The sequence below is a fragment of the Pseudomonas soli genome (assembly GCF_900110655.1).
GTDB classification, from domain to species: Bacteria; Pseudomonadota; Gammaproteobacteria; order Pseudomonadales; family Pseudomonadaceae; genus Aquipseudomonas; species Aquipseudomonas soli.
Genome location: NZ_FOEQ01000007.1, coordinates 148,884 through 171,520, shown reverse-complemented (window position 1 = coordinate 171,520; position 22,637 = coordinate 148,884). Strand labels below are relative to the sequence as shown.

The 22,637-nt window shown below is 64.4% G+C and carries 21 protein-coding genes; 9 read left to right on the top strand and 12 right to left on the bottom strand.

The annotated features are described in order from the left end of the window. Positions 1-10: 10 nt before the first annotated feature. Positions 11-1,645: a phospholipase gene (locus BMY03_RS16725; RefSeq protein ID WP_094011707.1), complete on the bottom strand. Its 1,635-nt coding sequence runs from the start codon at positions 1,643-1,645 to the stop codon at positions 11-13. A gap of 189 nt (positions 1,646-1,834) precedes the next feature. Between BMY03_RS16725 and BMY03_RS16720 the strand changes: the two genes are divergently transcribed. The 6 genes from BMY03_RS16720 (at position 1,835) to BMY03_RS16695 (ending at position 7,540) form a co-directional block, all read left to right on the top strand. Next, the gene (locus tag BMY03_RS16720; RefSeq protein ID WP_023631898.1) at positions 1,835-2,776 is read left to right on the top strand and encodes an AEC family transporter; all 942 of its coding nucleotides are present in this window, start codon (positions 1,835-1,837) and stop codon (positions 2,774-2,776) included. 49 nt (positions 2,777-2,825) lie between these two features. Further along, entirely contained in the window at positions 2,826-4,181 is a 1,356-nt protein-coding gene (locus BMY03_RS16715) for an amino acid permease (RefSeq protein WP_094011706.1), read from the top strand. Between the two features lie 491 nt (positions 4,182-4,672). Then, the gene (locus BMY03_RS16710) at positions 4,673-5,320 is read left to right on the top strand and encodes a FadR/GntR family transcriptional regulator (protein ID WP_244891331.1); all 648 of its coding nucleotides are present in this window, start codon (positions 4,673-4,675) and stop codon (positions 5,318-5,320) included. A 13-nt stretch (positions 5,321-5,333) separates the two neighbouring features. Continuing rightward, positions 5,334-6,614, top strand: coding sequence for a CynX/NimT family MFS transporter (locus BMY03_RS16705; RefSeq protein ID WP_094011704.1), 1,281 nt, complete (start codon positions 5,334-5,336; stop codon positions 6,612-6,614). Positions 6,615-6,729: 115 nt separating this feature from the next. Further along, on the top strand, positions 6,730-7,200 hold the full coding sequence (locus BMY03_RS16700; protein WP_023629130.1) for a nuclear transport factor 2 family protein: 471 nt from the start codon (positions 6,730-6,732) through the stop codon (positions 7,198-7,200). Positions 7,201-7,243: 43 nt separating this feature from the next. Then, positions 7,244-7,540, top strand: a complete 297-nt coding sequence (locus BMY03_RS16695; RefSeq protein WP_094011703.1) for a GIY-YIG nuclease family protein — start codon at positions 7,244-7,246, stop codon at positions 7,538-7,540. A 115-nt stretch (positions 7,541-7,655) separates the two neighbouring features. Here BMY03_RS16695 and BMY03_RS16690 read toward each other — a convergent pair whose 3' ends face one another. Further along, positions 7,656-7,898, bottom strand: coding sequence for a hypothetical protein (locus tag BMY03_RS16690; protein WP_094011702.1), 243 nt, complete (start codon positions 7,896-7,898; stop codon positions 7,656-7,658). 344 nt (positions 7,899-8,242) lie between these two features. Beyond that, a complete protein-coding gene (gene yejK, locus BMY03_RS16685; RefSeq protein ID WP_094011701.1) occupies positions 8,243-9,250 on the bottom strand; it encodes a nucleoid-associated protein YejK in 1,008 nt (335 codons plus the stop codon). A 391-nt stretch (positions 9,251-9,641) separates the two neighbouring features. Here yejK and BMY03_RS16680 point away from each other — a divergent pair, with 391 nt between their 5' ends. After that, entirely contained in the window at positions 9,642-9,923 is a 282-nt protein-coding gene (locus BMY03_RS16680; RefSeq protein WP_008098055.1) for an HU family DNA-binding protein, read from the top strand. Between the two features lie 47 nt (positions 9,924-9,970). Here the strand turns inward: BMY03_RS16680 and rlmF are convergent, their stop codons facing one another. The 5 genes from rlmF to BMY03_RS16655 form a co-directional block, all read right to left on the bottom strand. Then, a complete protein-coding gene (gene rlmF, locus BMY03_RS16675; protein ID WP_094011700.1) occupies positions 9,971-10,921 on the bottom strand; it encodes a 23S rRNA (adenine(1618)-N(6))-methyltransferase RlmF in 951 nt (316 codons plus the stop codon). Positions 10,922-11,040: 119 nt separating this feature from the next. Beyond that, positions 11,041-13,887, bottom strand: a complete 2,847-nt coding sequence (locus BMY03_RS16670) for a valine--tRNA ligase (protein WP_023629114.1) — start codon at positions 13,885-13,887, stop codon at positions 11,041-11,043. 127 nt (positions 13,888-14,014) lie between these two features. Then, the gene (locus BMY03_RS16665) at positions 14,015-14,386 is read right to left on the bottom strand and encodes a hypothetical protein (RefSeq protein ID WP_046854295.1); all 372 of its coding nucleotides are present in this window, start codon (positions 14,384-14,386) and stop codon (positions 14,015-14,017) included. A gap of 5 nt (positions 14,387-14,391) precedes the next feature. Continuing rightward, a complete protein-coding gene (locus BMY03_RS16660) occupies positions 14,392-14,820 on the bottom strand; it encodes a DNA polymerase III subunit chi (protein WP_023629112.1) in 429 nt (142 codons plus the stop codon). Between the two features lie 50 nt (positions 14,821-14,870). After that, positions 14,871-16,364 carry a leucyl aminopeptidase gene (locus BMY03_RS16655; RefSeq protein WP_094011699.1) on the bottom strand — a complete coding sequence of 498 codons (1,494 nt, stop codon included), beginning with the start codon at positions 16,362-16,364 and terminating at the stop codon, positions 14,871-14,873. 290 nt (positions 16,365-16,654) lie between these two features. Here BMY03_RS16655 and lptF point away from each other — a divergent pair, with 290 nt between their 5' ends. Together lptF and lptG are read left to right on the top strand one after the other, a co-directional pair. Then, on the top strand, positions 16,655-17,770 hold the full coding sequence (gene lptF, locus BMY03_RS16650) for an LPS export ABC transporter permease LptF (RefSeq protein WP_023632478.1): 1,116 nt from the start codon (positions 16,655-16,657) through the stop codon (positions 17,768-17,770). Then, entirely contained in the window at positions 17,763-18,824 is a 1,062-nt protein-coding gene (gene lptG / locus BMY03_RS16645) for an LPS export ABC transporter permease LptG (RefSeq protein ID WP_023632477.1), read from the top strand. Before lptF ends, lptG begins: the two co-directional genes overlap by 8 nt. A gap of 80 nt (positions 18,825-18,904) precedes the next feature. Here the strand turns inward: lptG and BMY03_RS16640 are convergent, their stop codons facing one another. The 4 genes from BMY03_RS16640 to BMY03_RS16625 all read right to left on the bottom strand — a co-directional run bounded on the left by BMY03_RS16640 (position 18,905) and on the right by BMY03_RS16625 (position 22,570). After that, on the bottom strand, positions 18,905-19,393 hold the full coding sequence (locus BMY03_RS16640) for an RDD family protein (protein WP_023632476.1): 489 nt from the start codon (positions 19,391-19,393) through the stop codon (positions 18,905-18,907). Positions 19,394-19,484: 91 nt separating this feature from the next. Beyond that, positions 19,485-19,697: a cold-shock protein gene (locus BMY03_RS16635; protein WP_023632475.1), complete on the bottom strand. Its 213-nt coding sequence runs from the start codon at positions 19,695-19,697 to the stop codon at positions 19,485-19,487. 348 nt (positions 19,698-20,045) lie between these two features. Continuing rightward, on the bottom strand, positions 20,046-21,167 hold the full coding sequence (gene gcvT, locus BMY03_RS16630; protein WP_094011698.1) for a glycine cleavage system aminomethyltransferase GcvT: 1,122 nt from the start codon (positions 21,165-21,167) through the stop codon (positions 20,046-20,048). A gap of 26 nt (positions 21,168-21,193) precedes the next feature. Further along, the gene (locus BMY03_RS16625) at positions 21,194-22,570 is read right to left on the bottom strand and encodes an L-serine ammonia-lyase (protein WP_038706749.1); all 1,377 of its coding nucleotides are present in this window, start codon (positions 22,568-22,570) and stop codon (positions 21,194-21,196) included. Positions 22,571-22,637: the final 67 nt, after the last annotated feature.

Genomic DNA, 22,637 nt, shown 5'->3' with positions numbered 1-22,637 from the left:
GACCTCCTTGTCACGCGTTGCGATCGATATAGAGCGTTGTCTTTGCGTCCAGGCTGGCGATCAGTTCCGGCGAACCGCCGCGGAACTGGCGGAACAGGTTGCGCCCGCGTTGCTTACCGTCCGCAGGCACCTGCACGCTCGGGTGGAACTGGTCGGTGAGCTCGGCATAGCCGCTCCATGGGCCAATGTACGACTCGTTGAGCTGGTCGGTGATGCTGAAGGCATAGCGCACCGCGTTGCCCCGTTGCCAGTTCAGGCCATCGGGCTCACGGCGCTCCCAACCGGTGATCACCGGCGCGGTGGCGGGGGCATCGATGAAGCCGGTGGGCTTGTTCGGCTTGTAGTCCTTGAGCAGCAGGTAGGTGCTCCAGCCCCACCAGTCGCTGATGCGGTTGCGGTCGTTGAGGTCGTTGACGTCCTTGCGCCGCAGCACCGCCTTGCCGTCCTGGAAGTACAGCGCGGCGAAGTTGCCGGGCACCAGGTCCTGTTCGGCGGCGCGCAGGTCGGGCGCCAGGCGCAGGGCCGAAAAGTCCTTGGCCTGGGGCGCGCGGCCCTCGGCGAAGGCCTGGAACACTTCATCGACCGAGCGCTGCACGGCGCGCGTCACTTGACGACGGTTGGCCACATCGACGCTGTCGAAGTAGCGCTTGTCGCCGTAGGCGCGCCATTGCTCGCCCTCGGCATTGCGCACGGCCAGGCCGTACTTGCTGTCCTCGTCGTGCATGAAGCGCGAGATCAGCGAGCCGACGTCGCTCGGCGTGACGGTGTCGGCCAGGGCCTTGCGCGGCACCCGCAGGTGGCCGGCGGAGAACAGGTCGGTGAGGAAGTGGTCGGCGAAGGCGTTCATCGCATAGGCCAGTTGCAGGTCGCGTTCGGCGCCGCTGGCGCGGGCTTTCAGCGCCTGCTGCAGGGCGGCGGCGTGGCCGGCCTGGTAGGCCAGCAGCGCCCAGGGGCCGAAGTGGTCCCAGTTGCTGGCGGCCAGTTTCAGGTAGCGGCCCAGGGGGAACAGGTCGGAGGCGAAGCTGCCGCCGCCGGTGATGCGGTTCCAGCGTGCCGACAGGCTGTCGCCCAGTGCATCATAGGCTTCATGGGGCTGCCGGCCGTCCTTGATGGCCTGGTTGGCGGCGCGGATTTCTTCCTGCATGACCGCGAGGATCTGTTCGGCTTCCGCCTTGGCCGCCTGCAGGCGCGCCAGGGAGTCGAAGGCCTGGATGAAGCGCTCGATCCGTTCGGCGTCGGTGCCGCCATCGGCGATCGGGCGCTCGGGCAAGCCATAGAAATCGCCGCCCAGGGCGATCACCTGGCCATAGGTCAGGTTCAGGCCGTTGGGCAGTGGCAGCGGCGACTGATGGGCGGGGATGCCCGGTTGGCCCACCTCGTAGCGCAGCAGGGCGTTGTCGCCGATGGCGGTGTGTTCGGCGCCTTCGAAGAAGAGCTCCGGGCCGCGCTGAGCAGCTTTGCCGCCAGCCGACGGTGGCGCAGGGCGGTGATACTTGAGGGTGTGGTGACCGTGCATGACCAGTACCAGATGGCTGTCGGGGCCGGGCAGGGCGATACCGTGCTCATCGAACAGCTGGTCGAGGTCAGCGACCACCAGCGTGGCATGGGCCTTCGCGGCCAGAGGTGCAGCGTGCATTCCTGACATGATTTGCTCCTTGCAATGTCTGGACAATCCATTTTTTACTGTATGTATATACAGCAGTGCATATCATATGTAGGAAATTTCCTAGGTCAAGAGCCCTTTGTGCTGGCATCTGGCAGCTGTGGCGGGCGCAAGCCCCCGGCTCTCACGTATGATTGCGCTCCCTAACGGCATTTCCCGGGACCACGTTGCATGCTCGCCCTACTCATCCAGACACTGAACATCACGGCCCCTGTGTTCGCCATGCTGTTCATGGGCGTGCTGCTCAAGCGCATCCGCTTGATCGACGACAACTTCAACCGGGTCGCCTCCAAGCTGGTGTTCAACGTGTGCATGCCGGCGCTGCTGTTCCTCGGCATCTACCACGCCGACCTGGCGTCGGCGGTGAAACCAGGGGTGATGCTCTACTTTGTCGGCGCGACGCTGGCGTGCTTCGGTCTGGCCTGGGGCCTGGCGATCTGGCGCTGCCCGCGGGCTGACCGCGGCATCTACACGCAAGGCGCGTTTCGCGGCAACAACGGCGTGATCGGCCTGGCACTGGCGGCCAGCCTGTATGGCGACTACGGTATATCCCTCGGCGCGGTGCTGGCCGGGTTGGTGATCCTCATGTACAACTCGCTGTCGGCGGTGGTACTGGCGGTGTACAGCCCGGACCTGAAGTCCGACCCGTGGAGCATCTGCAAGAGCATCCTCAGCAACCCGTTGATCCTCAGCGTGCTGGTGGCAACACCCATGGCCTACGGCCAGGTGCCGCTGCCCAACTGGCTGCTGACCTCCGGCGACTACCTGGCGCAGATGACCCTGCCGCTGGCACTGATCTGCATCGGTGGCACCCTGTCGCTGGCGGCCTTGCGCGACAGTGGCAGGCTGGCCGTCGATGTCAGCCTGGCGAAGATGGTCTGGCTGCCGCTGCTGGGCACCCTGGGTGCCTGGCTGTGCGGGTTCCGTGGTGCCGAGCTGGGCATCCTGTTCCTCTACATCGCCAGCCCCACTGCGGCGGCCAGCTATGTGATGGCGCGGGAGGCCAACGGCAACCATGAACTGGCGGCGTCGATCATCGTGATCACTACACTGATGGCCGCCGTCACCACGAACGTCGGGATTTTCTTCTTGCAATGGGGTGGATGGATCTAGTCCAGTTGCAAGCAAAACCAATAACACTGCCTCACCTAAAGGACACTTCATGCAAGACCAGAGCACGCCCGAGCGCTTGCAGCGCGGGCTGAAGAATCGCCATATCCAGCTGATCGCGCTGGGCGGGGCCATTGGCACCGGGCTGTTCCTGGGCATCGCCCAGACCATCCAGCTGGCCGGCCCGTCGGTGCTGTTGGGCTATGCCATCGCCGGCCTGATGGCCTTCCTGATCATGCGCCAGTTGGGCGAAATGGTGGTCGAGGAGCCGGTCGCCGGCAGTTTCAGCCACTTCGCGCACCAGTACTGGAGCGAGTTCGCCGGTTTCGTCTCGGGCTGGAACTACTGGGTGGTGTACGTGCTGGTCGGCATGGCCGAGCTCACGGCCGTGGGGATCTATGTGCAGTACTGGTGGCCGGACTTCCCGACCTGGGCCACTGCGGCGATTTTCTTCGTGGTGATCAACGCCATCAACCTGACCCAGGTGAAGGTGTATGGCGAAATGGAGTTTTGGTTCGCCCTGGTGAAGGTGGTGGCCATCGTCAGCATGATCGGCTTCGGCGCCTGGCTGCTGGGCAGCGGCCACGGCGGGCCGGATGCCAGCGTCGCCAACCTGTGGCAGTACGGCGGCTTCTTCCCCAATGGCGTCACCGGGCTGATCATGGCCCTGGCGGTTATCATGTTCTCCTTTGGCGGCCTGGAGCTGGTGGGCATCACCGCCGCCGAAGCGGCCAACCCGCGTGAGAGCATCCCGAAGGCGACCAACCAGGTGGTCTATCGCATCCTGATCTTCTACATCGGCGCGCTGGCCGTGCTGTTGTCGTTGTATCCCTGGCAGAAGCTGGTGCAGGGCGGCAGCCCGTTCGTGATGATCTTCCACGAACTGGACAGCGACCTGGTGGCGACCATCCTCAACATCGTGGTGCTGACCGCCGCGCTGTCGGTCTACAACAGCTGCGTGTACGCCAACAGCCGCATGCTGTTCGGCCTGGCCACGCAAGGTGACGCGCCGCGCCAGCTGCTCAAGGTCAGCCGCCGTGGCGTGCCGCTCACCGCGCTGGGCGTGTCGGCCTTTGCCACCGGCCTGTGCGTGCTGATCAACTACCTGATGCCGGGCGAGGCCTTCGGCCTGCTGATGGCCCTGGCGGTATCGGCGCTGGTGATCAACTGGGCGAGCATCAGCATCACCCACCTGAAGTTCCGCAAGGCCAAGCTGGCGGCCGGCATCACGCCGTTCTACAAGAGCCTGTGGCACCCGCTGAGCAACTACCTGTGCCTGGCGTTCATCGTGCTGATCCTGGTGGTGATGTACCTCACCCCGCCAATCCGTATCTCGGTGATGCTGATCCCGGCGTGGATCGCCGTGCTGTGGGTGGCGTTCCGGATGAAGAAGGCACGTCAGGCCTGATCTGCTCCATGTCGGTTTCAGGATCGCAGTGGCGATAACATCGCCACTGCCAACCACGAAACTCGAATTTCTTGCTCTTGCTCTTGCTCTTGCTTCTAAGCGCACGGTAGCCCAGGCGCCGCCGATTGCGACTTCAGGAGGCCGAGTGTAGGGCTTGCGTAGGGAGGCGACGGGCATGGATGCCCGTCGAGCGCCGATCAGGCCATGGATGGCCCGTCGGCGCGTACTCCCGGAGCAAGCCCGGAGCGAGGGAACCCCGGAGCGCAGCGCAGGGGCCGTATGAACGGAGCCGAACGGTTTTGCTTACTTTTCCCAAGAGAAAAGTAAGCCGCCGTAAAGGCGGAAAGGTGACTAAAAGTCGACATCTTCCGGGAATGTGCATGTAAAACTCAAAAAAGCTACTTAAAGAACAACACCTCCCGTCCCTTGCACCACCCCCACCAACCCGCTATCGTCAAGCAATTCATCCGATGACTGGACGTAATCCCCCCGTGACCCCGCTCATCAAACGCAGCCTGGTAGAACAAGCCGTAGACCAACTCCGCGAGCGCATCGCCCAGGGCACCTGGTCAGTAGGCCAGCGCTTGCCCACCGAACCGGAGCTGGCCAGCGACCTGGGCATCAGCCGCAACACCGTGCGCGAGGCCATGCGCGTCCTCGCCTTCAGCGGCCTGGTGGAAGTCCGCCAGGGCGACGGCAGCTACCTGCGCACCGCCGTGGACCCACTGCATGCCGTACAGGTGATGTCGCGCTGCGCCGTCGAACACGCCCGCGAAACCCGCCATATCCTGGAAACACAAGCCATCGGCCTGGCCGCGTTGCGCCGCACCGAAGCCGACCTGCAGGCACTGCGCGACGCCCTGCAACACAGCGCGCAGCACTACCACGGCGATGTGGATGCCTATGTCGAATGCGACCTGGTCTTCCACCAGCGCCTGGTGGACGCCGCCCACAACCCCGCCTTGAGCGAGCTGTACCGCTACTTTTCCGGTGTGGTCGGCGCGGCCCTGCAGCACAACATGACGACCGTCCCCCGTTGCCAGGCCGTGTTCGACCTGCACGGGCAGATCCTCGACGCCCTCGAACAACGTGATCCGGAGCGGGCCAAGCACCTGAGCCGGACCCTCATCGAATCCTGACCACGAGAAGGCCATGGCCGAACAACTGACCCGCAACACCGCGCCCCGCGAGGCGGACCTCGAAGAACTGCTGATCGACGCCGAGGCCGACGATGAGCAAGTCCAGCAACAGCCCGTGGTGCTGCGCCGGCCCTGGCTGTTGTTGCTGGGCCTGGTACTGGTGGCGCTGAACCTGCGTCCGGCGCTGTCGAGCATGTCGCCCGTACTCGGGCAGGTGTCCGAAGGGCTGGGGCTCAGCGCATCGCAGGCGGGCCTGCTGACCACCTTGCCGGTGCTGTGCCTGGGGCTGTTCGCGCCGCTGGCGCCGATCCTGGCACGACGCTTCGGCAGCGAACGGGTCATCCTCGGCATCTTGCTGACCCTCGCGCTGGGCATCCTGGTGCGCAGTGCCCTGGGCGCCACCGGCGTGTTCATCGGCAGCCTGATGGCCGGTGCGAGCATCGGCATCATCGGCGTGCTGCTGCCCGGCATCGTCAAACGCGATTTCCCTCAACATGCAGGCACCCTGACCGGCGTCTACACCATGGCGCTGTGCCTGGGCGCGGCAATGGCCGCCGGTGCCACGGTGCCCTTGACCCGCCACTTCGATGACAGCTGGGCGCTGGGGCTGGGCTTCTGGGTGCTACCGGCGCTGCTGGCGATGCTGGTGTGGCTGCCGCAGTCGCGCCAGGGCCATGGCGTGCACAAGGTGGCCTACCGGGTGCAGGGCCTGTGGCGTGATCCGCTGGCATGGCAGGTGACCCTGTACATGGGCCTGCAGTCGTCGCTGGCGTATATCGTGTTCGGCTGGTTGCCGTCGATCCTGATCGGCCGTGGGCTGAGCCCGACCGAGGCGGGGCTGGTGCTGTCCGGCTCGGTGATCGTGCAACTGGTCAGTTCGCTGAGTGCGCCATGGCTGGCGACACGCGGCAAGGATCAGCGCCTGGCCATCGTGGTGGTGATGCTGGTGACCCTGGGCGGGCTGTTCGGCTGCCTGTACGCGCCACTGGAAGGGCTGTGGGGCTGGGCGATCCTGTTGGGGCTGGGCCAGGGCGGCACCTTTGCCCTGGCGTTGACCTTGATCGTGCTGCGCTCCAAGGACGCCCATGTGGCGGCCAACCTGTCGAGCATGGCCCAGGGCGTGGGCTACACGCTGGCCTCCATGGGGCCGTTCGCGGTGGGGCTGGTGCATGACCTGACCGGGGGCTGGAGCGCGGTTGGCTGGATCTTCGCGGTACTGGGGATCGGCGCCATTGTGTTCGGGTTGGGTGCCGGGCGTGCGTTGCATGTGGGTGTGGTCAGCGAGCGGGTCTGAGAGCTGTCGGCACATGCCTGGGGCTTCGGCACCATTCATGGCGCAAATGGCTGTGGCGCCAAAGCCGGGCGGGGACTATCTTGCGCTTCTCGAGCCCCAGTACGGATAACCGCCAATGAGCGATGCCAACAGCGCCCTGATCACCCGTTTCTACCAGGCCTTCCAGCGCCTGGACGCCGAGGCCATGGTGGCCTGCTACAGCGACGACATCGTTTTCAGCGATCCGGTCTTCGGCACCTTGCGCGGGCAGGATGCCGGGGACATGTGGCGCATGCTCACCCGCCGTGCCAAGGACTTCACCCTGACCTTCGACAGCGTGCGCAGCGACGAGCGCGGTGGCGGCGCGCACTGGGTGGCGACCTATCTGTTCAGCCAGACCGGGCGGGTGGTGGTCAACGATATCCAGGCGCGCTTCGTGATCCGTGACGGCCTGATCTGCCAGCACGACGATACCTTCGACCTGTGGCGCTGGTCGCGGCAGGCCCTGGGCATGCCGGGCGTGCTGCTGGGCTGGTCGCCGATGCTGCAGAACAAGGTGCGCCAACAGGCGTTCAAGGGGCTTCGCGCATTCCAGCAGGCGTGCTGAGGCGTTAAGCTGGCGGCCTTCTTCCGTTGCACCGAACCGAGCCGTGAGCGAAACAGCGCCTTCCCCCGACTGCAAACCCTGGTACGTCTATCTGGTGCGTGCCGCCAATGGCTCGCTGTACTGCGGTATCAGCGACGATCCGCAGCGGCGCTTCATCAAGCACCAGAAAGGGCAGGGCGCGCGGTATTTCAAGACCAGCCCGGCGCAGGCGCTGGTGTATGTGGAGCAGTGGCCGGACAAAGGCGAGGCGCTGCGCCAGGAGCGTTTGGTGAAGAAGCTGCGCAAGGCGGCGAAGGAGGCGTTGGTGGCCTCCTATATTGGTCTCGCCACGGACCCATGACACGTTGCGGCGCCTTGGCCATGCTGTGCGGGCGCCATCGCGGGGCAAGCCCGCTCCCACGTAGCTAGGTACTGCGAAGTCCTGGCGTGGGAGTGGGCTTGCCCGGCGATCTGGCTTAATGCAACGTCGGTGCCTGTGCCGGCACCTGTACCTGGATCAACGCCGCTTCGAGCAGCACACGCAGCGACTCCATCTCATGCATCGACGCCATCATCAGCACGGCGGCCGGCGACTTGGGTTTGAGCTGCACGGCATGATGGGCCACGGTCAAGGCGCACAGGGCGTACTCGGTGGCCTGGATGAGGGTGTCTTCGAGGGAATGAGGGTTGTGGGGTGGATCGGGGACAATCTTCAGCATTGGCTTGGCTCTCTCAGAAGGGCCACCACCAACTGCTGTCAAACAAGTGGGTGGCAGCTATGCGTGGGTTGACAGACCGGTGAGAGAACCTGACCCGGCGCACACGAGGTGCCCCACGCACAACCGCCATAGAGCAAGCCATGCAAAAGGTTCTCAGCGGCCTGTCAAAGCCGATCGCTGAATATGCAGCGACCGCCCGAGACTAGAGGCCAACCCAGACCACCGCAATGGCTTGAAAGGGCTTGGGAGTATGTTTGGGAAATGGACTACAGGGAATGGGGAAAGTCTTATAAATCGAAGATCTTTCCGAGGTTGCCGGGGCTGCGCCGCAGCCCCACACGATCTCAATCCTTGCGTCGCTTCAACTGATCGATCAGCTGGGTCGGCAGGCCTTTGATGACCAGCGTCCCGGCTTCTTCGTCATACTCGACCTTCGAGCCGAGCAGGTGCGCCTCGAAGCTGATCGACAGCCCTTCGGCACGCCCGGTGAAGCGGCGGAACTGGTTGAGGGTGCGTTTGTCGGCCGGGATCTCCGGCGACAGCCCATAGTCGCTGTTGCGGATATGGTCGAAGAACGCCTCGGGGCGGTCTTCGTCGATCAGGCTGGAGAGTTCTTCCAGCGTTACCGGTTCGCCCAGCTTGGTCTGGGTGGTGGCGTAGTCGACCAGGGTCTGGGTCTTCTCGCGGGCGGATTCTTCCGGCAGGTCCTCTTTCTCGACGAAGTCGCTGAAGGCCTTGAGCAGGGTGCGGGTCTCGCCCGGGCCGTCCACGCCTTCCTGGCAACCGATGAAATCGCGGAAGTAATCCGAGACTTTCTTGCCGTTCTTGCCCTTGATGAACGAGATGTACTGCTTGGAGTTCTGGTTGTTTTTCCACTCGGACAAGTTGACCCGCGCCGCCAGGTGCAGCTGGCCCAGGTCCAGGTGACGCGAGGGGGTCACGTCGAGCTCGGCGTTAACTGCCACGCCTTCACTGTGATGCAGCAGGGCGATGGCCAGGTATTCGGTCATGCCTTGCTGGTAGTGGGCGAACAGCACGTGGCCGCCGGTGGACAGGTTGGATTCTTCCATCAGCTTCTGCAGGTGCTCGACGGCCACGCGGCTGAAGCTGGCGAAGTCTTTCTCCCCGTCCTGATATTGCTTGAGCCAGCCACTGAACGGGTAGGCGCCGGACTCGCCGTGGAAGAAACCCCAGGCTTTGCCTTGCTTGGCGTTGTAGCTGTCGTTGAGGTCGGCCAGCAGATTTTCGATGGCGTCGGAGGCCGCCAGTTCGCTGTCGCGAGCATGGAGCACGGCGGGGCTGCCATCGGGCTTCTTGTCGATCAGGTGAACGATGCAATGACGGATTGGCATGTAATTCTCGGTGATAGGAGCGGTGAAAAGCCGCGCTGCAAAAGGCGCTCAGTTTAACCCAGGGCGAGGGTGATGCAGTGGCCAGATGTTGGCGTATATGTCGGTTGTTCGTTTTTTGTTCAAATATTTGCGATTTTTCTGAAAGCCCCGAAAAACCTGAACAAAAACGCAGTCGGCAGCGGATATTTATCGATTCCTGTGGTAGCTTTGCGCGGTCTTGCGCCCCTTGGGTGGCGCATTGCTGGCAGATCGCTTGCGCAGTGTCGAACCAAACGCCGATTTGCGTATCTACATACGCGATCGACGCGGCCTCTGGATTGTCCCGGGCTGGCCCGACCACCGACCAAGCACGCTGCACAACTACTGAATTTGATAGGGAAGGAACACCACCATGGCACTGACCAAAGACCAACTGATTGCCGATATCGCTGAAGCCATCGACGCGCCGAAAACCACCGCGCGTAACGCTCTGGAGCAACTGGGCCAGATCGTCGCCGACCAACTGGAAAACGGCGCCGAAATCACCCTGCCAGGCATCGGCAAACTGAAAGTCTCCGAGCGCCCTGCCCGTACTGGCCGCAACCCTTCGACTGGCGCCGCCATCGAAATCGCTGCCAAGAAAGTCGTCAAGTTCGTTCCTGCCAAAGCCCTGAGCGACTCGATCAACAAGTAATTGTTGATTTGACGAAACCGCGCCCGGCTTGCCCGGGCGCGGTTTTTTCATGCCCGGGATTTGCGCAGGGTGCGCCATTGCTGGCGTGCACTCTCGTCGTGGAAACTCCAGGCAACCATGCGGCTCTGCTTCTGCCCCTGGCCCATTTCGACGATGCGCAGGTCCTTCACCCCGGCCTTTTTCAAGGCTGCCTCGATACCCGGCAGGTTGCTGGCCTTGGACACCAGGCTGGTGAACCACAGCACCTGGGCGGCGTACTGCGCGCTTTCGGCGACCAACTGGGCGACGAAGCGGATCTCGCCACCTTCGCACCACAGTTCATTGTTCTGCCCCCCGAAGTTCAGCACCGGCAGCTTGCGCTTGGGGTCCTGCTTGCCGAGGTTCTTCCATTTGCGTTGGCTGCCGCGGGTGGCCTCCTCGCGCGAGGCGTGGAAGGGCGGGTTGCACAGGGTCAGGTCAAAGCGCTCGTCGGCCTGCAGCAGGCCGCTGAGGATGTGCTTGCGATCCGCTTGCAGGCGCAGGCCGATGGCCTTGTCGAGCTTGTTGGCCTGGACGATGGCCTTGGCCGAGGCCAGGGCCACGCTGTCGATGTCGGAGCCTGTGAAGCGCCAGCGGTAGTCGCTGTGCCCGAGCAGGGGGTAGATGCAGTTGGCGCCGACGCCGATATCCAGGGCGTGCACCTGGGCGCCACGGGGGATTTCACCGCCGTTGTCTTCGCCCAGCAGGTCGGCCAGCACATGGATGTAGTCGGCGCGGCCGGGGATCGGCGGGCACAGGTAGTCGGCGGGGATGTCCCAGTGCTGGATGCCGTACTGGGCCTTGAGCAGGGCGCGGTTGAACACCCGCACGGCTTCAGGGTTGGCGAAGTCGATGCTGGGTTTGCCGTAGGGGTTGGTGATGGTGAAGCGGGCCAGGTCCGGATGTGCCTTGATCAGGGCGGGGAAGTCGTAGCGGCCCTGGTGGCGGTTGCGCGGATGCAGGGTGGGTTTCTGGGTCATGGTGGGGTCCTGAAAAAGCATCGCCGGCAAGCCGGCTCCCACAGGATAGTGCAGTACCTGTGGGAGCCGGCTTGCCGGCGATGGGCTGCGAAGCAGCCCCCTATGGCTTCACGTTTGAATTACAGCGCAGCAATCCGCGCATGCTGTTCGGTGAAGTTGGCCAGGGCCTGCTCCGATTCGGCCAGCTTGGCGCGTTCCTTCTCGATCACCGCAGGTGGGGCCTTGTCGACGAAGGCGGCGTTGGACAGCTTGCCGCCGACGCGCTGCACTTCACCCTGCAGGCGCTGGATCTCCTTGCTCAGGCGCGCAAGCTCGGCGTCCTTGTCGATCAGGCCGGCCATCGGCACCAGCACTTGCAGGTCACCCACCAGGGCGGTGGCCGACAGTGGTGCTTCGTCCTGTTCGCCGAGCACGGTGAACGACTCGACCTTGGCCAGCTTCTTGAGCAGCGCTTCGTTTTCCTGCAGGCGACGCTGGTCGTCGGCATTGGCGTTCTTCAGGAACAGCGGCAGCGGCTTGCCCGGGCCGATGTTCATCTCGGCGCGGATGTTGCGCAGGCCGACCATCAGCTCCTTGAGCCACTCGATGTCGCCTTCGGCGGCGGCGTCGATGCGGCTTTCGTTCGCTTCTGGCCATGGCTGCAGCATGATGGTCTTGCCGTTGATGCCGGCCAGCGGCGCGATGCGCTGCCAGATCTCTTCGGTGATGAACGGCATGAACGGGTGGGCCAGGCGCAGGGCCACTTCCAGCACGCGTACCAGGGTGCGGCGGGTGCCGCGGGCGCGCTCGACCGGGGCATTCTCGTCCCACAGCACCGGCTTGGACAGCTCCAGGTACCAGTCGCAGTACTGGTTCCAGATGAACTCGTACAGCGCCTGGCTGGCCAGGTCGAAGCGGAACTGCTCGAGCTGGCGGGTCACCTCGGCTTCGGTACGCTGCAGCTGCGAGATGATCCAGCGGTCGGCTAGCGACAGCTCGTAGGCCTCGCCGTTCTGGCCGCAGTCCTCGCCCTTGTCCAGCACGTAGCGGGCGGCGTTCCAGATCTTGTTGCAGAAGTTGCGGTAGCCTTCGACGCGGCCCATGTCGAACTTGATGTCACGACCGGTGGAAGCCAGCGAGCAGAAGGTGAAGCGCAGGGCGTCGGTGCCGTAGCTGGCGATGCCTTCGGGGAACTCGGCCTTGGTCTGCTTGGCGATCTTCTCGGCGAGCTTGGGCTGCATCATGCCGCTGGTGCGTTTTTCCAGCAGGGCGTCGAGGGTGATGCCGTCGACGATGTCCAGCGGGTCGAGGACGTTGCCCTTGGACTTGGACATCTTCTGCCCCTGGCCATCACGCACCAGGCCGTGCACGTAGACGGTCTTGAACGGTACCTGCGGGGTGCCGTCCTCGTTCTTGATCAGGTGCATGGTCAGCATGATCATCCGGGCGACCCAGAAGAAAATGATGTCAAAGCCGGTGACCAGCACGTCGGTGGAGTGGAACTTCTTCAGGAACTCGGTCTGTTCCGGCCAGCCCAGGGTAGAGAAGGTCCACAGGCCCGAGCTGAACCAGGTGTCGAGCACGTCGTCATCCTGGCGCAGTTTCACATCGTTGCCCAGGTTGTGCTTGGCGCGCACTTCGGCCTCGTCGCGGCCGACATAGACCTGGCCGGCCTCGTCGTACCAGGCCGGGATGCGGTGGCCCCACCACAGCTGGCGGCTGATGCACCAGTCCTGGATGTCGCGCATCCACGAGAAGTACATGTTCTCGTACTGCTTGGGCACGAACTGGATGCGGCCGTCTTCGACGGCGGCGATGGCAGGCTCGGCCAGCGGCTTGGTGGAGACGTACCACTGGTCGGTCAGCCATGGCTCGATGACGGTGCCGGAGCGGTCGCCTTTCGGCACCTTCAGGGCGTGGTCGTCGATGCTGACCAGCAGGCCTTGGGCGTCCAGGTCGGCGACCATCTGCTTACGCGCGACGAAGCGGTCGAGGCCGGCGTACTGGGCCGGCAGCGAGGTGTCGAGCTGCTCGTTGACGCTGCCGTCGAGGTTGAATGCCTGCACCGCGGCCAGCACGGTGGCGTTCTTGTCGAAGATGTTCAGCAGCGGCAGGTTGTGGCGCTTGCCGACTTCGTAGTCGTTGAAATCGTGGGCCGGGGTGATCTTCACGCAGCCGGTGCCGAATTCGGGGTCGCAATAGTCATCGGCGACGATCGGGATCAGACGACCGACCAGCGGCAGTTTGACGAACTTGCCGATCAGGGCCTGGTAGCGCTCGTCGTTCGGGTTGACGGCAACGGCGACGTCACCGAGCAGGGTTTCCGGACGGGTGGTGGCGACCACCAGGTGGTCCTTGCCGTCGGCGGTCTTGGCGCCGTCGGCCAGCGGATAGCGCAGGTTCCACAGGTGGCCCTTCTCGTCGTGGTTTTCCACTTCGAGGTCGGAGATTGCCGTGTGCAGCTTGGTGTCCCAGTTGACCAGGCGCTTGCCGCGGTAGATCAGGCCGTCTTCGTGCAGGCGCACGAAGGCTTCCTTGACCGCCTCGGAGAGGCCGTCGTCCATGGTGAAGCGCTCACGGCTCCAGTCCACCGACGAGCCCAGGCGGCGGATCTGGCGGCTGATGTTGCCGCCCGACTGGTCCTTCCACTCCCAGACCTTCTCCAGGAACTGCTCACGGCCCAGGTCGTGGCGGTTCTGGCCCTTGGCCTCGAGCTGGCGCTCGACCAGCATCTGGGTGGCGATACCGGCGTGGTCGGTACCCGGCTGCCACAGGGTGTCGCGCCCTTGCATGCGGCGGAAACGGATCAGGGCGTCCATGATCGCGTTGTTGAAGCCGTGGCCCATGTGCAGGCTGCCGGTCACGTTCGGCGGCGGGATCATGATGGTGTAGGACTCGCCTGCACCTTGTGGGGCGAAATAGTTCTCGGACTCCCAGGTGTTGTACCAGGAAGTTTCGATGGCGTGCGGCTGGTAGGTCTTATCCATGCGCGGCGGGACCCTTAGGCATTAATTCGGGAAAGCCGGGAAGTATAACCAAGCTGCGCGTTTCAAGACAGGTGTAGCGGGCAAGCCCGCTTGTGGAACGGGCTTGCCCCGCGATGCGGACGAAGGGTTACTCGGAACGCTTGAGCAACCGCTCCAGCCGCGCATCGAGGCGGCGCTTGATCTCGGTCTCGATGTGCGGGGTGAAGTCGTTGATCACGTCCTGCATGATCGACTGCGCCGCGGCGCGCAGTTCGGCGTCCAGATGCAGCAGGGTGTCCTGGCGGCGGGTCTGGGCATCCTCTTCGGGTGCCGGAGTCGGTGCCGGCGCTGCGGCGGCGGGCGCTTCGGCGCTCGGCTCGTCGAGCAGCAGGGGGATCTGCTCCACGGTTTCGGTCAGCAGGGGCGGTTGCAGGTCGGCGTCACCCAGCAGCTCGCGGATCGACTCGAGGTCGTCGAGCAGGTGGGCGGAATGGGTCAGGGAGTTCAGCTGCTTGTCCATCGTCGTCAAAGTCGCTGTAAGCGGTGGTCTTGCAGAGCATAGCCCTGTTCGCGGTAGAAACGGAATCGCTCGCGAGCGGCCAGGCGGATGGCCGGCTCCTCGACGACGATTTCGGCGACCCGTTCGAACTGGCCGACAAAGGCCGGAACCTCGCCACCCAGGTTGATCAGCAGGTCACGGTGTTGGCCAGCATCGGCGCCGACACCCAGCGCGACAACGGCGTCGGGGTGCTGTTCGGCATGGTCGTGGGGCAAGAAGGCCTCGCCCTTGAACTGCCACAGGCGCAGGTCAAGTTCGCTGCGCTGCGCCTCGTCCTGGCAGTGCAGGTAGACCCGGTGGCCGAGGCGCCAGGCCTTTTCGCACAGCTTGCAGGCGAAATCCAGGCGCACCGACAGCGAGTCGCTGGGCAGGATGTAGAAATCGACTTTGCTCATGATCGTTAAGTGCCGGCCGGTGGCGCAGGGGCGCCACCGGCTGCGCGCCATCAGGCGCCGGCGCGGTCCAGCAGGTACTGGGTGAGCAGCGGTACCGGGCGGCCCGAGGCGCCCTTGTCCTTGCCGCCGCTGATCCAGGCAGTGCCGGCGATGTCCAGGTGCGCCCAGTGGTAGGCCTTGGCGAAGCGCGACAGGAAGCAGCCGGCGGTGATGGTGCCGGCCTTCGGGCCACCGATGTTGGCGATGTCGGCGAACGGGCTGTCCAGCTGCTCCTGGTACTCATCGAACAGCGGCAGCTGCCAGGCGCGGTCGTCGGCGCGCTTGCCGGCGTCGAGCAGTTGGCCGACCAGGGCGTCGTCATTGCCCATCAGGCCGGAGGTGTGGCTGCCCAGGGCGACGATGCAGGCGCCGGTCAGGGTGGCGATGTCGATCACCGCCTGTGGCTTGAAGCGTTCGGCGTAGGTGAGGGTGTCGCACAGCACCAGGCGGCCTTCGGCGTCGGTGTTGAGGATCTCGACGGTCTGCCCGCTCATGGTGGTGACGATGTCGCCCGGACGGGTGGCGCCGCCGCTCGGCATGTTTTCGGCGCAGGCCAGCAGGCACACCAGGTTGATCGGCAGTTGCAGCTCGAGCACGGCGCGCAGGGTGCCGAACACACTGGCGGCGCCGCACATGTCGTACTTCATCTCGTCCATGCCGGCGCCGGGCTTGAGGCTGATGCCGCCGGTGTCGAAGGTGATGCCCTTGCCGACCAGCACGAACGGTTTTTCGCTCTTCTTGCCGCCCTGGTAGTTGAGCACGATCAGCCGTGGTGGCTGGTCGCTGCCCTGGCCCACGGCGTAGAACGCGCCCATGCCCAGGTCCTTGATCTTCTTCTCGTCCAGCACCTCGACCTTGAGACCCTTGTGCGCCTTGCCCAGGTCCTTGGCCTGTTCGGCGAGGAAGCTCGGGTGGCAGACGTTCGGCGGCAGGTTGCCCAGGTCGCGGGTGAAGGCCATGCCGGTGGCGATGGCGCTGGCATGCTTGACGGCGCGCTCGGCCTCGGCCTGACCAGCCTTGGCGGTGAGCAGGGTGACTTTCTTCAGGGCGCGCGGTTCGGCCTTCTGGCTCTTGTAGCGGTCGAACACGTAGTTGCCGTCGAGCAGGGTCTCGGCCAGCAGGCGGTACTTGCCGTAGTGGCCATCGCGGCCGGTGACGGCGATGTCGTCCAGGGCCAGCACGGCGTCGCCGCCACCCAGGCCCTTGAGCACGCCGGCGACGCTGGCCACCAGCTTGCGCCAGGCGCGGTCGCCGAGGGCTTCGTCCTTGCCGCTGCCGACCAGCAGCACGCGCTCGGCCTTCAGGCCCGGCAGGCTGTGCAGCAGCAGGGTCTGGCCCGGCTTGCCGGCCAGGTCGCCGCGCTTGAGCAGCGCGCTGATGGCGCCTTCGGTGGCCTGGTCGACGGCCTTGGCGGTGGCGCCGAGCTTGCGGCCTTCACCCACCGGCACGACCAGGGTGGCGGTCTTGACGGATACAGCGGCTACGCTTTTTACAACCAGTTCCATGTCTGGGGTCCCCGAATGATCTGTCAGTTGGCGCTGTCTTGGGCAAGCGCTCGTCAAACCGCCCCGGCAACCTTTGCCGGCCAGCGGAAAAGCTGCCAGTTTGAGCTTGCCGCGACCTTGCTGACAACCCCGTCATGCGCCAAGGTGCGCGGCCAAGTGACAGGCGCCGTCAATCACAGGATAATGCGCGCACTTTTACATGGAGGTTCGCCTTGGCGAACCGGCATTGGTCTTGGCTGTCCGAATCGTTCGTCTGGCTTTGAACCCCTGACAACCCAGGAGTGTCTGGTTTGATCGTCTTTCGTTATCTGTCCCGCGAGGTCCTGGTGACCTTGAGCGCCGTCAGCGCCGTGCTGCTGGTGATCATCATGAGCGGGCGCTTCATCAAGTACCTGGCCCAGGCGGCCCAGGGCATGCTCGACCCGGGCGTGCTGTTCATGATCATGGGGTTCCGCCTGCCGGGCTTCCTGCAACTGATCCTGCCGCTGGGGCTGTTCCTCGGTATCCTGCTTGCCTATGGCCGGCTGTATCTCGAAAGCGAGATGACCGTGCTGTCGGCCACTGGCATGAGCCAGCAGCGCCTGCTTGCCGTGACCATGGTGCCGGCGGCACTGGTCGCCCTGCTGGTGGCCTGGCTGAGCCTGAGCCTGGCCCCCCTGGGGGTTGCCCAGGTGCAGAAGATCATCGCCCAGCAGGATACCCTGACCGAGTTCGACACCTTGGTGCCGGGCCGTTTCCAGACCCTGCGCGATGGCTCGCGGGTGACCTACACCGAGCAGCTGTCCGATGACCGCATCAACCTGGCGGGCGTGTTCATCTCCGAGAAGCGCTTCAACCAGGACAAGACCAAGGACCGCGCGCCTTCGGTGCTGGTCGCCGAGAAAGGCCACCAGGAAGTGCAGGCCGACGGCAACCGCTACCTGGTGCTGCAGAACGGATACCGCTACGACGGCAATCCCGGCCAGGCCGACTACCGTGCGATCAAGTACGACACCTATGGCGTGCTGCTGCCAAAGCCTGAGGTCGCCGAGGAGGTGACCGAGCGCGAGGCCATCCCGACTTCCGACCTGTTCGGGCATCAGGGGCTGCGTGAGCGCGCCGAGCTACAATGGCGCCTGTCGCTGCCGCTGCTGGTGTTCGTGGTCACCCTGCTGGCGGTGCCGCTGTCGCGCGTCAACCCGCGCCAGGGCCGCTTCCTCAAGCTGCTGCCGGCGATTCTCCTGTACATGGCCTATCTGACAATGCTGATTTCCGTGCGTGGCGCCCTGGAGAAGGGCAAGTTGCCTATCTCGCTGGGTATCTGGTGGGTCCATGGCCTGTTCCTGCTGATCGGCCTGGCGCTGATGTACTGGGAGCCGCTGCGTCTGAAGCGTGCCGCTCGCCGTGCGGAGGTGGCCCGTGGTTAAACTGGACCGCTACATCGGCCAGAGCGTGCTGCTGGCCATTCTCGCCGTGCTGGGCATCATCCTCGGCCTGGCCTCGTTGTTCGCCTTCATCGATGAGATGGGCGACCTGAGCGACACTTACACGGTCATGGATGCCAGCAGCTTCGTGCTGCTCACCGCGCCGCGCCGGCTCTACGACATGCTGCCGATGGCGGCGCTGATCGGCTGCCTGATCGGCCTGGGCAGCCTGGCCAGCAGCAGCGAGCTGACCATCATGCGCGCTGCCGGTGTGTCCATCGGGCGCATCGTCTGGGCGGTGATGAAGCCGATGCTGGTGCTGATGCTGGTCGGCCTGCTGATCGGCGAATACGTGGCCCCGGTGACCGAGAACAAGGCCCAGGCCGACCGTTCGCTGGCCCAGGGCGGTGGCGAGGCGCAGAGTTCCAAGCGCGGCATGTGGCACCGCCAGGGCGAGGAGTTCGTGCACATCAACTCGGTGCAGCCCAATGGCCTGCTGCTGGGCGTGACCCGCTACCGCTTCGACAGCGAGCGCAAGATCCAGACCTCCAGCTTCGCCCGCCGGGCGCAGTACGTCGATGGCAAATGGATGCTCAACGATGTGGCCACCACCTACTTCCGCGGTGACCACACCGAAGTGGTCAAGAGCCCAGAAGAGGTGTGGGACGTGTCGGTGACCCCGGAGTTGCTCAACACCGTGGTGCTGGCACCGGAGTCGCTGTCGATCACCGGGCTGTGGGACTACATCCACTACCTGTCCGACCAGGGGCTGAACAACGCCCGCTACTGGCTGGCGTTCTGGACCAAGGTCCTGCAGCCGGTGGTCACCGCGGCGCTGGTGCTGATGGCGATTTCGTTCATCTTCGGCCCGTTGCGTTCGGTCACCCTTGGCCAGCGCGTGTTCACCGGTGTGCTGGTGGGCTTCGTATTCCGCATCGCCGGGGAACTGCTGGGCCCATCGAGCCAGGTGTTCGGCTTCCCGCCGCTGCTGGCGGTGGTGATTCCGGCCGGCATCTGTGCGCTGGCGGGCTTGTGGTTGATGCGCCGGGCGGGTTGATGGCCTGAGCTGCACAAAGAAGCCGACCCTTGGGTCGGCTTTTTTGCGAGTGCATTTCGCAGGCCTGATGCCCGCGCAGCTCACTTCTTGCGCTTGGGCAGGCGTACCAGCTGGGTCTCGGAATAGATGTCGTGCCAGCTGCGTTTACGTTTGTCGAACAACGACCAGATGAAACCCAGCCCCAGGCACAGCCACGACGCGATCGACACCACGAAACGCAGCAATGCCTGCCAGAGGCTGATGGCGCTGCCATCGGCGTTCTGCACGCGCATGCCCCAAACCTGCATGCCCAGGGTCTGGCCACCGTGGGTCCAGAACTTGGCGAAGAAGCCGAACAGGGCGAACAGCAGGATCGTCGACAGCAGCGGGTCGCCGTCCAAGGCACCGGCCTCGGTCAGCTCGCGCATGCGCGCCTCGCCGATGATCGCCATCTGGATCATCTTGTAGGCGCCGGCAGTCACGATCAGCAGGGCCGTGCACAGCAGGAAGTCGTAGAACATCGCGGCCAGGCGACGGCCCAGGCCGACCGGCGGGAAATCACCCTGGGGGGCGAGCAGAGGCTTGGACATGAAGAGTGGCTCCAGAAAGCGAAGCCACTATTCTACGAGCAAAAAAAAACCCCTGCACAGAGCAGGGGCTTTTATTCGAAATCGAAGCGACTTATTCGGCGACCTGAACCTTGTCAGCCTGCATGCCTTTTTGGCCCTGAACTGCTTCGAAGGTGACTTTCTGGCCTTCTTTCAGGCTCTTGAAGCCATTACCTTCGATAGCGCGGAAGTGCACGAACAGATCAGCACCGCTTTCTGGGGTGATGAAGCCGTAACCTTTTTCGTCGTTAAACCACTTGACGGTACCGTTCTGACGAGTCGACATTGTCTTTCTTCCTATGGAACTCAATTTTAATGACAGTTACTTTCGCATCATTTTGTAAGCGAAAGATTACTGGGCTGGGTTGCAGGAAAGTAAGAGACGTCGAACGGGTTGTAGCAGATTGCGGCTACTGGCCCAGGTCACGAACTGTTGCGACCCATGCAAACACAGTGCAGTGACTCTACGCCAACTGCCGAGCGAAAAACAAGCCCTTGCGACGGGTGAAAATCAGGCTTTTCCCGATCACCGAACGATTTGTCGGAAACGCCGTGGCGCCTGGCCTGGCGCTATGTTCAGAAGTTATTGGACAGGTTCGAAAACGAATATGTCGAACCCGTCCAATCCACTCATTCAGCCACGGTAGTAACGTTGCGCCACGAAAGGCATTTTGCTGACTTTCATGGCAACTTGCTTGCCGCGCACCATTGCAAACAGTGCAGTGTCCAGGGTGGTGTGTTCGTTATCGACATAGCCCATTGTGACCGGCGCGCCGAGCGTCGGGCCGAAGCCGCCGCTGCACACCTCGCCGACCACCTTGCCTGTCGCGTCGACGATCTGCGCGCCTTCACGCACCGGGGTGCGCTCCTGGGGCAGCAGGCCTACGCGCTTGCGCGCCACGCCGGACTGTTGCTGGGCAAACACGGTGTCGGCACCCGGGAAACCACCGGCCCGTGCGCCGTCGGCGCGGCGCACCTTGGAGATGGCCCACAGCAGGCTGGCCTCGATCGGCGTGGTGGTGGTGTCCATGTCGTGGCCGTACAGGCACAGGCCGGCCTCCAGGCGCAGTGAGTCGCGTGCGCCCAGGCCGATTGGCTGTACCTCTGGCTCGGCCAGCAGCCGGCGCGCCAGCGCTTCGGCCTTGTCGGCCGGCACGGAAATCTCGAAACCGTCCTCACCGGTGTAGCCCGAGCGGCTGACATAGCAGTCGGCGCCGAGCAGTTGAACAGGCTGGAACTGCATGAACGTCATCTTCGCCACCGCAGGTGCCAGGCGCTCCAGCACCTTGACCGCCGCCGGGCCTTGCAGCGCCAGCAGGGCGCGTTCCTCGAACAGTGGCTGGATCTCGCAGCGGCTGCCGATGTGCTGGCGCAGGTGGGCCAGGTCCTGCTCCTTGCAGGCGGCGTTGACCACCAGGAACAGGGTGTCGTCACCGAGGTTGGCGACCATCAGGTCGTCGAGGATGCCACCCTCGGCATTGGTGAACATGGCATAGCGCTGCATGCCCACCGGCAGGTCGATGATGTCCACCGGCACCAGGGTTTCCAGGGCCTTGGCGGCGTCGTTGCCGCGCAGGATGATCTGGCCCATGTGCGAAACGTCGAACAGGCCGGCCTGCTCGCGGGTGTGCAGGTGCTCCTTGAGCACGCCCAAGGGGTATTGCACGGGCATGTCGTAGCCGGCGAACGGCACCATGCGCGCGCCCAGTTCCAGGTGCAGGGCGTGCAGCGGGGTCTTGTGCAGTGTTTCGGACATCGGTGACTCCTTGGTTTTTATTCGGGTCAACATTCGATGATGTTGACGGCCAGACCGCCGCGGGCGGTCTCCTTGTATTTGCTTTTCATGTCGGCGCCGGTCTGGCGCATGGTGCGGATGACCTTGTCGAGGGAAACGTAGTGCTGCCCGTCGCCGCGCAGGGCCATGCGCACCGCGTTGATCGCCTTCACCGAGCCCATGGCGTTGCGCTCGATGCAGGGCACCTGGACCAGCCCGCCAATGGGGTCGCAGGTCAGGCCCAGGTTGTGTTCCATGCCGATCTCGGCGGCGTTCTCCACCTGTTGCGGGGTACCGCCCATCACCTCGCACAGGGCGCCTGCGGCCATGGAGCAGGCCACACCGACCTCGCCCTGGCAGCCTACCTCGGCCCCGGAGATCGATGCGTTCTCCTTGTACAGAATGCCGATTGCCGCGGCAGTGAGCAGGAAGCGCACCACCCCGTCCTCGTTGGCGCCGGGCACGAAGCGCATGTAGTAGTGCAGCACCGCGGGGACAATGCCGGCCGCGCCATTGGTCGGTGCCGTGACCACGCGTCCGCCGTAGGCGTTTTCCTCGTTCACCGCCAGGGCGTAGAGGTTGACCCAGTCGAGCACCGACAGCGCATCACGCAGGCTGGCTTCCGGATGCCGGCTGAGCTGGCGGTACAACGCCGGAGCCCGGCGCTTGACCTTCAGCCCGCCAGGCAGGATGCCTTCGTGCCGGCAACCGGCCTCGACGCAGTCCTGCATCACCTGCCAGATGCGCAGCAGGCCGGCACGGGTCTCGGCTTCCGGGCGCCAGGCGGCCTCGTTGGCCAGCATCACCTGGCTGAACGACAGGTGCTGCGCGGTGCAGTGGCCGAGCAGTTCCTTGCCGGTCTTGAAAGGGTAGGGCAGCACGGTGCTGTCCTCGACGATGCGGTCATGGCCGGCCGCATCCTCGTCAACCACGAAACCGCCTCCCACCGAGTAGTACTCGCGGCTACGGATCTGCAGGCCGGCGGCATCGAAGGCGCGGAAGATCATGCCGTTGGGGTGGTAGGCCAGCGGTTTGCGGATCATCGCCAGGTGCTGTTTTTCGACGAAGTCGATGTCGTGTTCACCGAGCAGGCTGAGCCGACCGCTTTCACGAATGGCTTGCAGACGGGCGGGGATGGCTTCGGTATCGACGCTGTCCGGATGCTCGCCTTCCAGGCCAAGCAACACGGCCTTGTCGCTGCCGTGGCCCTTGCCGGTGGCGCCGAGCGAGCCGTACAGCTCGGCCTTGACCGTGGCCGTGCCGGCCAGCAGGCCATCACGGCGCAAGCCTTCGGCGAAGCGCGCGGCGGCGCGCATCGGCCCGACCGTGTGCGAGCTGGAGGGGCCGATGCCGATCTTGAACAGGTCGAAGACGCTCAAAGACATGCTGCTTCCTCCTGATGATGGCCAGTAAGCCCATTGGGGGCCGCTGTGCGCCCCATCGCCGGCAAGC